Here is a 14,591-nt window from a genome sequence, read left to right as displayed (position 1 = left end):
TCGATTGTCTATAATTATTATGTAGATTTAGCCTCACCCCGATATCGTCGTCGAGAACTCGGGATTGCCGCGGATGGTGTTGCTGACCGTGCAGATCTCGTCTTCGGCGGCATGGGCGATTTTCTGTCGGGTTTCTTCGTCGATATCGCCCTCGATCGAAAAAACGACGTTGAACTTGGCAACGCGCGAAAGGCCTTCCGTCGCCTTCTCGCCGGTGACCTCTGCAGTGATCTCGCTGATCTTGTCGAGAACGCCCATCTGGCTGGCGGCGATGCGGGCGCTGAGCACCAGACAGGCCGAGAGCGAGGAATAGAGCAGATCGAGCGGATTGAAACCCGGCTGCGACGGCGCGGTGACGATATCGATCTCGCCCTTGGTGGCGGAGGTGACGTGCGGAAAACCGGTACGGCCGAGAACGGCGGTGGCACCAGTCGGGCGGGGACGAGCCTTGAGATCGGCCATGTTGAAATCCTCTTGCGAACCTCTTGCAGATGGTGATTTCACCCGGCGCGGCAATGGCAAACGCCGCCCATGGGTTTCGGAACCTTTCCATCCGTCATCAGTTGAATACACCTGAACGAAATCAGTGACAAAGGTGGATTGCGATGCGTGACATCCGCAGCACGGGTATCCAAGGCCGGCGGATGGATGCTCGCGATCGGCTGATCGTTGCGCTCTATGCGCAGCTGAAGGCCGAGCGGGAAACCCGCGAAACGCTGGAATGGGCGATCCGCAACGGCGCCGTCTCACAGGAGGTGCTGGAAGCCATCGCTGCCGATCCGGTTCCCGTCGTCACCAGCGAGGATATCGCGTCGCTGGAGAAGATCATTGCGCTCGACGAACGGCGCAAAGCAAATCGGAACTAGCCGACGACATCATGCACCCTATTTGAGTGAGAAGAGGAGATCCGAAATGGCCGATATCACCTATCAGGTCGTGCCGCATGACAATGGCTGGGCCTATAAGCTCGGCGACACACTTTCGGAGACTTATGCGACAGCGGACGAGGCAATTGTCCATGCCAAGGACGCCGCATCGCGCCAGAAGATCGGCGATGGCGATGCGCTCCTCGCCTATCCCGCGCCTGATGGCGGCTGGGAATTCCAAGAACTCGAAACCGACAAGAGCGGCAGCCGGCTCTGATTTGCTGCGGAGGATGGAATGGCCGCTCGGGCAAGCTGGAAGGGCCATCTGAAGGTGGGCGACCTTGCCTGCGCCGTTGGGCTCTACACCGCCGTTTCCTCCTCCGAACGCGTCTCCTTCAACATCATCAACCGCAGGACCGGCCACCGGGTGGAACGACAATTCGTCGACAGCGAGACCGGCAAACCGGTCGAGCGGAGCGACCAGGTCAAGGGTTACCAGATGGAGAATGGCGACTACATCGTCATTGAAGGTGACGAGATTGCCGAAATCATCCCGGAAAGCGATAAGGTGCTCGATGTCAAGGCTTTCATTGCCTATGACGATATCGACAAGCTCTATTTCGACCGTCCTTATTATCTCGCGCCCATCCACGAACATGACGAGGAGGCGCTGTCGCTGATCGCCCGCGCCATGCGCGACGGCAAGGTCGCGGCTCTGGCCGAAGCCGTGCTTTTCCGGCGCAACCGGACGCTGCTGATCCGTCCGCATGACGACTATATCGTCGCGACGATGCTGAATTTCGACTACGAGGTGCGCTCGGCCGATACGGTTTTCAAGGACATTCCCGACATCAAGTTCGACAAGGAAATGATCGCGCTTGCAGGCCATATCATCGGCACCAAGCAAGGCAGCTTCGAACCGAGCGAATACGAAGATCGCTACGAGGCTGCCCTGGTCGAGCTGGTGAAGGCAAAGATCGAGGGCCGGGCGCCACCGGAGAAGAAACCCGCCCAGGAACGCAAGGTAGTCGACCTGATGGAAGCGCTGCGCCAGAGCGCCAAGATGAGCGGCAAGGCTCCAGCAAAGAAGGCACCGGCGAAGAAGAAGGCACCGGCGCGCAGCGACAGCCGCAGCAAGAAGGCAAGCTGAGATGGCCTCGCCCCGGCGGGCGATGGGCAATCTCAGGCGCACCCGACCTCGCGCGAATGCATCGGTTTATCGCGCCGGCGAAGCCGGCTGGACCTGACGCGCGTCAACGTGGATTCCCGCGATGCGCTTTAAGTCTTTGATTTATTTATGTCGTTTCCCAAAATCGCTGGCCACTTTTTCATTGGCGCGGCTTCTGGCCGCCTTCGGCCGCCAGGCTCTTTTTCAGCGCATCCATGATATTGATGACGTTGCCGGTCGATTTCACCGGTGCAGGTTTTTGCACGGGCGCCGCCTTCTTCAGGCTCTTCTGCTTGCCGCGGATCATCGACTTCAGGCGTTTCTGGATCGGATCCTGCACCATGGCCGGGCTCCAATTCTTCGTCTCTTCCTTCACCAGTTGCGTCATCAGCGTCAGCAGCTTGCTGTCGATCTCGGCCTTGCTGTCGAGTTCGGCCACGGGATCACGCACCTCGTCTCCATAGCGCAGGGTCCAGAGAACGATACCTTTGCCCAGCGGTTCCAGCAGCACCGCACGCTCGCGGCGATAGAGAACAAGGCGGGCGATGCCGACGACGTCATTTGCCTTCATCGCCTCGCGGATGACGCAGAAGGCTTCCACCCCCACCTTGTCCTCGGGCGCCAGAAAATGCGGTTTGTCGTACCAGATCCAATCGATCGAGCCGCGCGGCACGAAACTGTCGATCTCGATGGTGCGGGTGCTTTCGAGCCCGACCTGCTCGATCTCCTCGTCCTCGAGAAGCACATAGTCGTCCTCGCCGCGCGGATAGCCCTTCACCTGGTCCCGCTCGGGCACCGGCTTGTGGGTGATGCTGTCGACATAGTGGCTTTCGACGCGGTTCTTGGTCTGGCGATTGAGGACGTGGAAACGGACCTTGTTGCTTTCGGTCGTCGCCGGCGTCAGCGAGACGGCGGCGGTGACGAGCGATAGCTTGAGATAACCTTTCCAGAATGTCTGACGTGCCATGTCTGTCCTGTCTCCCGGACACGGTTGGGCATGGCAATCAACGGCGGGTTCGGCCTTTGGTTCCGGCAGGTGCATTCCATTCATGTATCGGTTGCCGTGGGACCGAGCATTGCGGGCGGAGAGACCAGAGCCACTCTTTCCTTGCCACCGCCATTTTCCTCTTCAATAATGAAAGCCCCAAGACGTCAGGATATCGGTAATCTGAATGTTGCGACTTTTCGCCAACCTCCTCATCGTCCTCGCATGCAATTTCTTTCTCATCGTCGGCAATGCTGGCCCGTCCTTCGCACAGGAATGCCCTGACCCGACAAAAGCTACGAATGCCTCGGCCCAGCAAAAGCAGGCAAGCAAGCGACTTAATCGCGCTCTTCCCAGCTATCGCGCCAGATCGGCCCGATACAATCTGGCTCTTGTCGGCGATTCGCTCGTCGAACTCTGGCAGCCCTGGATCAAGGACAGCTTTCCCACCCGCCCGGTGATGAACCTCGCGGTCGCCGGCGACACCACGCAAAATGCATTGTACCGTCTCGAGGGTTTAGACCTTCCGGATTTCCATCCCGCGGACGTCGTCGTACTTATCGGCACGAACAACCTGGGTGCGAAAACCGCGCCATGCGCAGTGGCAGCTGGTGTCGTGGCTGTTGTCAGCAAGGTTCGCGCTCTTTGGCCGGGCGCCCATATTTACGCGTTATCCATACCGCCTCGGGGCAAGCGCTATGCCTTCTACGAGGATGTCAGAATTCCGGCCAACCAACTTGTCGCATCGTCATTGGCTGAAATGCCGGGTGTCACCTTCGTTCAAATGAACGATGATATGTTGCGGTGCGGTAAGCCAAGCGATAAGGATTGTTCCAACTACAAGCCTGACCATCTTCATTTCAATGAAGGGGCATACAAGCTGATCACGAGCTTCCTCGCCGCAGCGGGTCTACAGCTTTGATTTTTGCCGCTCAGGTGGTTACCAAAACGTAAGGCGGAATGTCATGAGCACCTCATTTGACAGCTACCAACCGATTGGCCTGCAAAGACATAGACCCAGAGCTCGCGCGCAATATCGTATTCGGCGTGAAACCCTCGTCCGGATCCTCCTCTCGGCAATATTTTATATTTCCCTCTGGAGAGCGACCGGCATGTGGTACGGGCTGCCCGCCGACTTCCAGGAGGGTGTCGGCAAAGATCCCATGCCAATGCGACTGTTGCTGATGTCGCTCGTTCCACTCATTGGCCTCTACTGTTTGCTGGAGCCCAGGCGAGTCGTTGAATTGCTCCGCAGCGCCTCGCCGCTGCTCGGCATAGTCTGCTTATGCGTCTTTCTCTCGATCGCTTTTTCCGTCAGCGTTACAGCCTCGATCCGAGCTCTCGTGGCCGTCGCATTGCTGACAGCTGGACCCCTTCTTTACAGAGCCCGTTATGGAGCCGTTGACACATTTGAAAGCCTGGCGAAATTTGCCATCGCGACGGCTTTCATCAATATTCTTTACACGGCAGCCTTTCCCCGGTTTGCGGTGATGAGAGGCAGCTATGCCGGGATGGTGAAAGGGGCGTTCTACCACAAAAACATGCTCGGCCAGTTTTCGGCAATAAACTTCATCTTGCTGCTTCCAGCCCTGCCGATGTGGCGTCTGCGCTATTATGATCTCCTGCGATGGGCGGCAATGCTGCTCTACCTCGTGCTCATCGTGCTGGCGAAATCATCAACGGCGATCATCCTGCTTTCAATTGGAATAGCTGTATACTACGGAATGAGCTGGATTCAGCGCTTTCCAGGCCGCATATTCAGATCCTTCGTCGTTCTTCTTGCATTCGCTCTGCTGGGCTTCGTCGTCTCCGTCGCGTTGATGGGTGTGGCACAGGCGATTGCCGAGTCATTCGGGAAAGACCTTACGCTCAGCGGACGTACGAATGTCTGGGAACAGCTGCTGCCGCTGATCTACGAGCGGCCGCTTACAGGCTGGGGATTTGCCTTGTTCCGACAGCCAGATATCATGGAGCAATATGTTCGCCTTACGTGGGACGCTCAATCCACCCACAACACCTATATCGAACTTGCGCTGAACATGGGCATACCCGCGACCATAATCTGGACGTCGTTCGTCGTGGTGCGGCTCGTGGCGAAGATGACCTCGTCGCCTCTCAATCGAGCGCTCGCCATCACCAAGAGAAAGGAGGTTGTCATTATCCTCCTGATCCTGATCGGCGCATTTACCGAAGCCGGAATGATGCTCGCCCCCTTCATCTTATGGCCCCATACCGTGATCGCACTTTCGAGCCTTGGCCCGGAGTTCCTGTCCCGCTTCCGCAAGCCGAACCAGGCAGGCGCGCAACATGCATCAGGCTAAAAAGATGACTTCAAATAATCGTAGACTGGTTGGCCTCGATGGGATTCGTGGCTTGGCGGCTATTTGTGTGGCCGTGCATCACACCGAAGGTTTTGTCGGATTTGATGCAGCACCTGCTGCCTATCTCGCCGTCGACCTGTTTTTTTGTCTCAGCGGCTTCGTGATCGGCCACGCCTATGAGAGGAAACTCATTCAAGAGTCTTCGCTCTCTGCCAATGATTTCGCCATCAAGCGTCTCATCCGCCTGTATCCCCTCTATCTGCTCGGTTTGCTGCTCGGCGTACTCGCCTATGCAGGCATGTCGCTCAGCAGAAATCAGCAAATGGACCCGACGCTGTTTGCCACCTCGTTGATTGCCTCGATGTTCTTCCTGCCGGCGATCGGTGGGACATCGCTGAAGGCGCCGAATCTGTTCCCCTTCAACGGTCCGTCATGGTCTCTATTCCTAGAGATCGTGATCAACCTCGCCTACGGCTATACGGCGAGATTGCTGTCCAACGGTGTGCTCGCTGTTATCCTGCTTGCGTCATGGGTTTGGCTGGCGGCGCAAACGCTAGCCCATGGAAGCGCCGACCTGATCCCGCTCGACGGTGCCTTGCTCTCCGGATTTCCCCGCGTTCTCTTTTCTTTCAGCCTCGGCATCTTGATGTACCGCTACCGTCAGCGGCTTTCCCCTTCAGGCATCGGAAAAGCAGCCGCAGTGACAACAATCGTCGTCGCGACTGCTCTTCTCGTCTTCCAGGCGCCAGCCGCCCTGGTTGGCATAAAGGACCTGATTGTCATCACTGCTTTATTTCCCCTCGCCGTGCTTGCCCTTTACACAGCCAACTTCGATGGCGTGCTACGGCAGCCCCTTCTCATTGCGGGAGAGGCGTCCTACGCGCTGTATGCAATTCATGTTCCGCTGCTGGGATTGCTGTTGGGAGCCTGGAAAGCCGCTGGCCTCGGACAACCGCCGGCCTGGGCGATCTTTGCCATCGTTCTTCCGCTGATCGTCGTATTGGCCATTGTCGTCACCCGCCTCTACGATGAACCGGTTCGCAAAGCGCTCAGCGCAGGAAAGGCCATGGGGCTTCGTTGGCGCCGATCCTGATCTTAGCGATGCTAGGATTGAAAGAGTTAGAGCGCCTTTTGTGCGTCCCAAAGGACGCACGGCGCTCCAATCGTCGTGCAGCCAAGCGATATGCCTCCTAAATCGAGAGGTAGCGCTTCTGCCAGGGCAACATGTGTTCCTGCCATGCGCGCGGCGTGAAATCGTCATAGGCAGTCTCAGCGATCGCCAGCATCCAGTTCTGCTCCTTGCGGGCCAGCAGGACGCATGACAATTCCATGCCGGGCTCGACCGTAATGGAAGGCCGGTTGGCGCCTGGGATATCGATGCCCTTGTTACGCCACTGGATGCGGATTTCGTCAGGCTCGGATGTCCATTCGCCGGAGGAAACGGAAGCGTTGCCGTCAGGCTTGAAGCGAAGCGGCGGCGGGGTGACATTCAGAAAGCTGCCATCGTTGCGATAGTTGCCATCGATATCACCCGCAGTCGCTTTGCCGTTTCCCTTGAGAACGATGTCCTGTTCGCACCGCAGAAATATGTTGCGCCGAAAGCTGCCGGACCACCGACGATTGACGAAGAACGCGATGTCGCATTGGCTAATGACGTTGTCGTGGATATCGATGTCTTTGCGAAATGCCAGCTCCTTATCCGAAAAGCCGCTCAGGCTGACGCCACGATTGGTGTTCTCGATCCAGTTGTCATAAATATGATGGCCGGCGTGGTCGGCCTTGTCGCCAATGCCGTAGCCGAAGGAATAATCATTCATCCTGCCATCGCGCATGATGTTGCTGCGCACCACGGCGTCATCCCCCAACGACGAAAAGGAGAAATTCTTGCCGCCGATGAAATTGTACTCGACCAGGTATTTTCGAGTTTTGTCGCAGACCAGCGCGCCCTTGTTCGATGCGCTCGCCGGCGACTGCAGGAAGAGGTTGCCGCGGATCACGATATCGGAGCTGATATTGTCGTCGCTGTTTTGATAGGCGAACTGGCAGCAGTCTGCTCCCTCGCCTGGCGCCGCGCCGATGCGATTATTCTCCAGCAGCACGTGCGTCGTCTTCGTCAGGTAGATGCCGTCGCCGTTCACATTCTCCGTTTCACAGCGCCTGACGGTGAGATTCCTGCCGTTGTGAAATTTGAAGCCTCGAGGAGAATTCTTGACGATAACGTCTTCGATCACCGTATCGGAAAACACCTGATAGGCGACGCCGACATCGGGCGCACCATCGATGACCTGGCCGCGTGTAGACGCGCCGTGAACTTTCTTTCGCAGGATGGCGGTCATTACATTTCCTTCGATACCGGTGCCGCGGGAATTAAGCAGAGGGCATGTGGCGGATGTTTGAATATTTGGAAATTCAGCTTGTAAACCGCCCATCTTTCAGAAACGACAGGGTCTGGCTCCACATCACCTTATTGACGGGCAAGAAAGTGTGGTTTGCCGGAATGACGACATGCGCCGACGCGCCGTCGAGACGGGTGCTCTCCACCGAAACCTTCCCATCGTTCGGAACCCTGAGGCCGATGATAAGCGAAGAGACCGGGTCGATGGTCCGATTCCCGGCGATGATGCCAAGTTCATAATCCACCGTGCCGAACAGCTCGGTCATGGCGGTTTGATCGGTAATCAGCTGCTGCCCCGCCGGTCCATAGAACTTCCTGTATAGTGGCCAGCTCTTGAGTAAATCGGCAATCTGGCTGCCGTTGTTCGGCGTTCCGACCATGACCACCCTTCCCAGATTGGCTGGGCGATAACGCGCAAGAAAAGCACGGATGATTAACCCACCCATCGAATAACCAACGAAATGGACCCGACCGTCGCCTGCCTCCTTCGCAGCGTCGTCGATCTCAGGTCGGATGGTGTCGACGAGATCGCTGATCGAAAACTTGGTGGAGGGGTAACCGACATTCACAACCCGATAACCGTGGCCGGACAGGAAGCCGGCGAGCTTCGCCATGCTTTTCTTCGTCCGGGCAATGCCGTGAAAAAGGAGGACAGTGTCGTCCATCAGTATCCGCTCAACGGGCTGCATCGATCAGGCGCCTATCCTCTAGCTCTCAAGGTGACGCTTGTCACGAACGGCAGACGTTCTCGAATAGCGGCGTGCTTGATGCGGCGTCCCGCTAGTGATCTAGTGGATGATGAAATCAAGGTGAACTTCAGCAGCCGTCTCATGAATGTTCGACCGCTCCTATGCAAGCGTCTTTTGTGGGTCTGAAAAGGACGCGCGGCGCTGTAGAGAAAGAAATGCGTGCACGTGACGACCAGCATCCGACATATCGCTAAACTTGCAGGAACGTCAGTCTCTTCGGTCTCGCGCGTGCTCAACAACAGCGGTTACGCCTCGCCTGAGCTCAGGGATCGCGTCGAGGCGGCTATCCGAACGCTGAACTACACGCCGAGCAAGGGTGCCCGTATGCTGCGCGGCGCACCAAGCCGGATGATCGGACTGATGCTGCCGTCGATTGAAGTGCCTTTCTTCGGCATCCTGGCCCATGCGATCGAACAGGAATTGTTCCAGCACGGCTATCAGACGCTGATCTGCAGCACGGCGGAAAATATGGACCATGAGGTGCGCTATATTTCCATGCTGCTCGCCCAGCGCGTCGATGGCGTTATCGTGGCAAGCGCCTTCGGCAGCATCGAGCATTTCGGGGTGCTACGGGACGCTCGCATTCCGATCATCGCCATTGACCGCGAGCTGAGCGGCATTGCCGACGATGCTGTCATGGCCGATCACGAGGAAGGCGGACGGCTGATGGCGCGCCATCTGATCGATCTCGGCCATCGGGCAATCGCCATCGTCGGCGCGCCGGCCCACAGCCAGCCGATCCAGCTTCGCCTGCAAGGCATCACGGCCGAGATGGCGAAAGACGCCATCGCGCCCGCCATCGTGGCGATGGCCGAAGAGCACAGCTTTGCAGAGACCTACCGGCTGGCGCGGGAGCTGCTGGCGTCTCGACCTGAGGTCACCGCGATCATCGGCACGACCGACGTTTCGGCGATTGCGGCAATCCATGCCATCCAGGATCGCGGATTTTCCGTTCCGAGCGACTATTCGGTCGTAGGCTTCGACGACCTGCCGGAGGCAGCCTACGTCTTTCCACGGCTGACAACGGTCGCACAGCCGATCCGCGACGTCGGGCGGCAGGCAGCACGGCTGCTGGAAGCGCTGATCGACGAGCACCACACGGGAGACGAATCTCGACAGGGTGCGATCGTAAAAGTGCCGGTCACGCTGATCGAGCGCGATTCCACCGGTCTCGTCCGCAACTGAGGTCGGACCCCGAAGCTAGGGCCGGACGATGACCTTGATCTCGCCTGGCAATGGCGCGTTGCCCACCACCTCGGCGACCTCCTCGAGACCTATGGTTTTGGTGACCAATGCGTCCAGTTCCAACACCCCGCTCGCGACCATTGCCGCAGCACGCGAATGAGTGAAAGGGTTGAGGTAGGCCGGCCTGATATCGACTTCGTTGACCAGCAGATCGAAGGGCAGAACCGGCACCTCGACACCCGCCGGCGTCACCCCGAAAAGCACAAAAGTGCCACCGCGCCGCGCCATTTTCAGCCCGTTTTGAAGCGTGTCGCTGACGCCGGCGCACTCGATGACCACGGCGGCGCCGCCTTTGGTGACCTCTCGAACGGAAGCGATTGTGTCTGAACCGGCCGGGTCGAAGGCGTGCGTCGCCCCCAGGCGCAGAGCGGTTTGGCGTCTCGATTGCTGCCGCGTGATCAAAATAATCTCGCCTGCCCCAGCCAGGCGGGCCAGTTGCACCATGAGCAGGCCGATCACTCCCCCGCCGAGGATAGCGACGCTGTCGCCCGGACGGATCTTTGCCTTGTCGATGGCGTGGATACAGCAGGCCAGCGGTTCACTGAAGGCGCCGTGAACGGGATCGAGGTCAGCCGGCAGGACGAAGGCCTGGGCCTGTGGCACCGCCACATATTCGGCAAAGCCGCCATCCCGTGTCACACCGATGGCAGTCAAGCTCTCGCACAAGTTCGGCCGCGCCTGCGTGCAAGCCCGACAGGTGCCGCAGGCAATATTCGGGTCCACCGTCACAAGCTCACCACCGGTAAAGCGGGTAACGGTATCGCCGATCGCTTCGACTATGCCGCAGAATTCGTGGCCCAGCGTCACGGGGATAGCCGTCGGATACTCACCCTTGTACATGTGGCGATCGGAACCGCAGACGCCGGCCACTGTAACCCGGACAAGCAGCTCGCCCGGCCCGGCAACCGGCTTCTCGACGCTGCGCATGGTCAAAGACCCGATCGACTCTAAACGTACAGCTCTCATTCCACTCCTCCAGACCACAAGTGATTGTGCTGATCACACGTCCGCCCCGCGGCATCGACCATCCCGGGCACGGCTCAAGCGCTCAGCTCATGACATTGCCGCCATCGACATTGTAGCACTGCGCCACGATATATGCTGCATCGGGCCCGGCCAGGAAGGCGGCCATGGCAGCTTGTTCTTGGGGGGCGCCAAATCGTCCGGCGGGCACGGCGGCGGCCACGCGGCGCTTGACGTCGCCGGGTTTCAAACCTTCCCGGCTGCCGAGTTTTGCATCGACGACGTCCCACATCGGCGTATCGACGACGCCGGGAGCGATGGCGTTGACGTTGATCCCGTAACGGATCAGCTCAAGAGCGCAGCTTTGGGTGATGCTGATGACGGCCGCCTTGGAAGCGCAGTAAGCCACGGCCGGTCCTTCGCCCCGGCGCCCAGCCTGGGACGAGAAGTTGATGATGCGTCCACCTTCCCCTCTCTCCACCATGTGCCGGGCAACGGCCTGCGTCATGAAGATCAGGCCTTCGATATTGACCTGAAATACCCTAGCGGTCCGTTCCCGGGATATTTCCAGGATGGACTCGACGTCGTAAATGCCTGCGGCGTTGACCAGGATGTCGGTCTGACCGGCGGTGGCGATGGTGAAGCGTACAGCTTCTTCGATGCTGTCCTGGCTGGTCACGTCAAGCGCCACACCCCAGGCCTGCGGGCCGATCGCTTCGGCGACCCGTGCGCATCGTTCACCGTCGAGGTCCGCCACGACAACCCTGGCGCCTTCGGCGGCAAAGCGTTCGCAGACCGCCTTGCCGATGCCGCTCGCTCCTCCTGTAACCAATGCCACCTTGCCGGAGAGCCGCGCCGTTTCCGTATGGGTCATCGCACTGCCTCCCCGGTCGCGCCTAAATCGGCAAAGGCGCCGTGCGCGGCTGCCATAATGAATAGCTTCATGTTTGCTCCTCCCCTTTTGACTGAACGATAATCGGAGCCGCCCTCCTGAGGCCGCGCCAATGGGCTAAGCGGATTCCGGGTTCGTCTCCTTCGCCTCGCGAATAAGGACAGACATGTCGGGGATGCCATCGGTGGCCGTCGCCCCCTTGAGGCAACGCGCAGCTGCGGCATGGGCGACGGCGCAGATATGCTCGACCGGCCAGTTCTCATGCAGGCCGTAGAGCACGGCGGCGCAGAAAGCGTCTCCTGCGCCGACGGTACTGACGATGTCATCGGGATCGACGGGTCGTGAACGCGTCATGATCGGAGAAGCGTCGGGCGAAAACCAGAAGCAGGTTTCCGGCGCATGGATGATCGCGCCCTTGGCGACGCCCGCCGCAAGCAGGCGCTCGCCCGCTTCCAAAAGCCCCGCCTCGATCAAATCTCCCTTCGCATCGCGAACGATAACGCCGGTTGCCCGCCCCGCCTCCATCTCGTTGATGATCAGGAAATCGCAGAAGGGCAGAGCGACGCCGACCTTGGCCGCAAATTCCGGGTCTTCGCTCGATACGAAATCCACGCAGGTCGTCAGGCCGGCGCGCCGCGCCGCTTCCAGCAGGCGCGATGCTCCCGAACGGCCGTCAGGGCCAATGCGGTCGAGACCCGGCAACAGCATGAGATAACCGAGATAGAACAGCCGGTAGCCGGCCGTGGCGAAGACCACGGGTGAGACAAACTTGTCCGTGACGGCATCGTTGGCGCCACCATGATAGAAGAAGGTCCGGTTCTGGCCGGGCACATTCATGACATGCGTATGCGCCGTCACCCGGTCGGCAAGCGCGGTGAGCCCCCCGACATCGACGCCGGCAACGGCCAGGCGGGCTTTGACGATCTCTCCGTCCTGATCGGCGCCGATGCATCCTGCTGCCGCCAGCTTTCCCGGAAATCCGAGCGAGGCCAGATCGGTGACGACGTTGGCCGCCCCGCCCCCCACGCCCAGATCCTGGTGCAGGATATGCGCGAGATTGCCCTGTTCGGGCCAATAGGACAGGGTGTGGACACGATCGACGATGAAGTTTCCCGCGCAAACGATGCCGCCCTGCTTTTGACTGTCGCGATCGTGAACCTCCTCCCCGGCTCGCATCAGCTGACTCCTTCGTTCCACAGAGGTCTCAGCGGCGGCTCGTCTTCCTTGATCGCGGCAAAGCGGCCGATCGGCTCCAGAAAGAAATTGTCGCTATTGTCGTCGTTGACCTGGCTGACCTCGCCGACAAGGACAGGTCCGCCATCTTTCCAGCCGTAGAAGCGGTGGTAAAGCCCGGTGCGGATCGTCACGCTCTGGCCCGGCCGGAGAACCAGCGGCTCCCATGCCGCGAGCCGGTGCGGTAGCCCGTCTACCGGCACCGTCACATCCTCCGTCAGCACATTGCCATCGGCATCGGTTGCGGCGAATTCGATGACGAGATCGCCGCCGGCGCGATTGATGATGTCTTCCATCTTCGCCGCATGACGGTGCGTCGGCGTGAGCTGCCCTTCCTCGACGAAGAGCAGCTTTTCGGCATAGGTCCGCTCACCCCAGATATCAACGATGCCATTGCGCAGGCAAAACAGCACGAGGCCGCATTCGGCGAAGCGGTTCGAGCCGAAATCGGTGACATCCCAACCCAGCTGATGGGCGCGCAAATAGGCTGAGGCCTCGGGATGAGCGGCAAAATCGGCCGCCGTCCAAGAGCCCCATGCCGGCAGGGACCAGTGCCAACGCTCGAGAGTCTCGGTTGCCTGCAGCAACGCGGCGTTGATCTCGGAGCGCTTCATCAGGCGGATGCCCCGTCATAGTCGACCGGCACCACGACGTCCTCGCGGCCGGATTTGAGGGCTGCCGTCAGGACCGCATGATGCGCCTGCGCCTCCGCCGGGGTCGCGCAGCCGAAACCGTTGGCATTGCCGCCGGCAAGCTCATCGACGAAGGCCGCCCACATCTGCTGTATGGCGTCGGCAAAACCGAATTCGAAGATCTTGCCTGTTATGGCTGGAAACAGCGAGCCATAACCAAGATCCTCGGTGCTCCAGGCCTGGGCACCGCCATTATAGTCCATCCACTGCCACTGGCGCGGCGACTTCGTGCTGAAGAACGCGCTCTTCTTCATGCCGAGAACCCGGATGTACCAGGTGTTAGATTCGCCGGGCGCGATGCGCCAGGTTTTCAGCACCATCGGGAAATCCTGATCCCCGGTGCGCACACGGCTGCTGATCGTGGCATTGTCCCAGGTGGTGCAGGGCAGCATGCCGCCCTTGCCGTCAGGACGTTCAGTGACCTTCTTGACCAATTGCGCATGCAGGGTCGTGGGGCGCCAGCCGAGACGCAGCGGCACGTGCAGCACATGCATGCCGAGATCGCCCATGCAGCCATAATCGCCATTGACCTCGGCCATGCGCTTCCAGTTGATCGGCTTCTGCCGGTCGATATCCGAAGAGTGCAGGAAACCCCCCTCGACTTCGATTATATCCCCCATCTCGCCGCTTTTTGCGAGCGCGATGACCTTCTGTGCGCCGGGGAAGAAAGGCATTTCCGAAGAGCAGCGGACCAGGAGTTCAGGATGCTCGGCGAGAACCGCCATGATTTCCCGGTTCTGAGCGGCGTCCATGCCGAAGGGCTTTTCGCCGAGAAGATGCTTTCCGGCCTTCAGAATGTCGACGTAGAATTGCTGGTGCAGCACATGCGGGACAGCACAATAGACCGCATCGACCTCGGAATTGGCCAGAAGCTCCTTATAATCGGCGGTGAACTGGCGAACAGTCGGCACATGATCCCTGAACCAGTCGAGCAGCGTCGCGTTGGTATCACAGACGGCGACGATTTCCGGTCGCGCCTTCACATCGGCCAGATGCAGCCAGCGCGCCGCAGCGCTCGCGAACTCGCGCCCCATCAGACCGCAGCCGATGACGCCGAAGCGGAATATATTCGTCATGACATG

General features: G+C 59.5%; 16 protein-coding genes. 7 read left to right on the top strand and 9 right to left on the bottom strand.

The window, feature by feature from the left end; genetic code table 11:
• Window positions 1-33 precede the first annotated feature (33 nt).
• Entirely contained in the window at window positions 34-462 is a 429-nt protein-coding gene (locus BS630_RS11895) for an OsmC family protein (RefSeq protein ID WP_077977570.1), read from the bottom strand.
• Window positions 463-605: 143 nt separating this feature from the next.
• Here BS630_RS11895 and BS630_RS11890 point away from each other — a divergent pair, with 143 nt between their 5' ends.
• From BS630_RS11890 to ku (BS630_RS11880), 3 genes are read left to right on the top strand one after another with little or no spacing between them, the layout of a single operon-like run.
• Window positions 606-866, top strand: coding sequence for a hypothetical protein (locus BS630_RS11890; RefSeq protein ID WP_077977568.1), 261 nt, complete (start codon window positions 606-608; stop codon window positions 864-866).
• Between the two features lie 46 nt (window positions 867-912).
• The gene (locus tag BS630_RS11885) at window positions 913-1,143 is read left to right on the top strand and encodes a DUF2188 domain-containing protein (protein WP_077977567.1); all 231 of its coding nucleotides are present in this window, start codon (window positions 913-915) and stop codon (window positions 1,141-1,143) included.
• 18 nt (window positions 1,144-1,161) lie between these two features.
• On the top strand, window positions 1,162-2,016 hold the full coding sequence (gene ku, locus BS630_RS11880) for a non-homologous end joining protein Ku (protein ID WP_077977566.1): 855 nt from the start codon (window positions 1,162-1,164) through the stop codon (window positions 2,014-2,016).
• A 178-nt stretch (window positions 2,017-2,194) separates the two neighbouring features.
• On the opposite strand, the gene ku (BS630_RS11875) is transcribed toward ku (BS630_RS11880), so the two are convergent.
• The gene (gene ku / locus BS630_RS11875; RefSeq protein WP_077977565.1) at window positions 2,195-3,001 is read right to left on the bottom strand and encodes a non-homologous end joining protein Ku; all 807 of its coding nucleotides are present in this window, start codon (window positions 2,999-3,001) and stop codon (window positions 2,195-2,197) included.
• A gap of 205 nt (window positions 3,002-3,206) precedes the next feature.
• Between ku (BS630_RS11875) and BS630_RS11870 the strand changes: the two genes are divergently transcribed.
• From BS630_RS11870 to BS630_RS11860, 3 genes are read left to right on the top strand one after another with little or no spacing between them, the layout of a single operon-like run.
• Window positions 3,207-3,941 (top strand): GDSL-type esterase/lipase family protein, encoded by a 735-nt coding sequence (locus tag BS630_RS11870; RefSeq protein WP_077977564.1) that lies wholly within the window; start codon window positions 3,207-3,209, stop codon window positions 3,939-3,941.
• A gap of 43 nt (window positions 3,942-3,984) precedes the next feature.
• Window positions 3,985-5,340 carry an O-antigen ligase family protein gene (locus BS630_RS11865; RefSeq protein ID WP_025393123.1) on the top strand — a complete coding sequence of 452 codons (1,356 nt, stop codon included), beginning with the start codon at window positions 3,985-3,987 and terminating at the stop codon, window positions 5,338-5,340.
• Complete coding sequence (locus BS630_RS11860) at window positions 5,327-6,433, top strand: acyltransferase family protein (protein WP_077977561.1); 1,107 nt, start codon at window positions 5,327-5,329, stop codon at window positions 6,431-6,433. Before BS630_RS11865 ends, BS630_RS11860 begins: the two co-directional genes overlap by 14 nt.
• Before the next feature lie 97 nt (window positions 6,434-6,530).
• Here the strand turns inward: BS630_RS11860 and BS630_RS11855 are convergent, their stop codons facing one another.
• Both BS630_RS11855 and BS630_RS11850 read right to left on the bottom strand, forming a co-directional pair.
• Window positions 6,531-7,676: a right-handed parallel beta-helix repeat-containing protein gene (locus tag BS630_RS11855; protein WP_077977560.1), complete on the bottom strand. Its 1,146-nt coding sequence runs from the start codon at window positions 7,674-7,676 to the stop codon at window positions 6,531-6,533.
• Window positions 7,677-7,749: 73 nt separating this feature from the next.
• On the bottom strand, window positions 7,750-8,400 hold the full coding sequence (locus tag BS630_RS11850) for an esterase/lipase family protein (protein WP_077977558.1): 651 nt from the start codon (window positions 8,398-8,400) through the stop codon (window positions 7,750-7,752).
• Window positions 8,401-8,649: 249 nt separating this feature from the next.
• Between BS630_RS11850 and BS630_RS11845 the strand changes: the two genes are divergently transcribed.
• Complete coding sequence (locus BS630_RS11845; RefSeq protein ID WP_077977555.1) at window positions 8,650-9,669, top strand: LacI family DNA-binding transcriptional regulator; 1,020 nt, start codon at window positions 8,650-8,652, stop codon at window positions 9,667-9,669.
• A 15-nt stretch (window positions 9,670-9,684) separates the two neighbouring features.
• On the opposite strand, the gene BS630_RS11840 is transcribed toward BS630_RS11845, so the two are convergent.
• The 5 genes from BS630_RS11840 to BS630_RS11820 all read right to left on the bottom strand — a co-directional run bounded on the left by BS630_RS11840 (window position 9,685) and on the right by BS630_RS11820 (window position 14,585).
• Window positions 9,685-10,695, bottom strand: a complete 1,011-nt coding sequence (locus tag BS630_RS11840) for a zinc-dependent alcohol dehydrogenase family protein (RefSeq protein ID WP_077977552.1) — start codon at window positions 10,693-10,695, stop codon at window positions 9,685-9,687.
• Between the two features lie 82 nt (window positions 10,696-10,777).
• Window positions 10,778-11,566 (bottom strand): L-iditol 2-dehydrogenase, encoded by a 789-nt coding sequence (locus BS630_RS11835; protein ID WP_077977550.1) that lies wholly within the window; start codon window positions 11,564-11,566, stop codon window positions 10,778-10,780.
• A 135-nt stretch (window positions 11,567-11,701) separates the two neighbouring features.
• Window positions 11,702-12,760: a carbohydrate kinase family protein gene (locus tag BS630_RS11830; protein WP_077977548.1), complete on the bottom strand. Its 1,059-nt coding sequence runs from the start codon at window positions 12,758-12,760 to the stop codon at window positions 11,702-11,704.
• Window positions 12,760-13,431, bottom strand: coding sequence for a D-lyxose/D-mannose family sugar isomerase (locus BS630_RS11825; RefSeq protein WP_077977546.1), 672 nt, complete (start codon window positions 13,429-13,431; stop codon window positions 12,760-12,762). The genes BS630_RS11830 and BS630_RS11825 overlap by 1 nt, the downstream gene beginning before the upstream one ends.
• A complete protein-coding gene (locus BS630_RS11820; protein WP_077977543.1) occupies window positions 13,431-14,585 on the bottom strand; it encodes a Gfo/Idh/MocA family protein in 1,155 nt (384 codons plus the stop codon). Before BS630_RS11820 ends, BS630_RS11825 begins: the two co-directional genes overlap by 1 nt.
• Window positions 14,586-14,591: the final 6 nt, after the last annotated feature.

The organism is Rhizobium laguerreae, from assembly GCF_002008165.1.
GTDB lineage: Bacteria > Pseudomonadota > Alphaproteobacteria > Rhizobiales > Rhizobiaceae > Rhizobium > Rhizobium laguerreae.
This window is presented reverse-complemented; position numbering and strand designations above follow the sequence as displayed.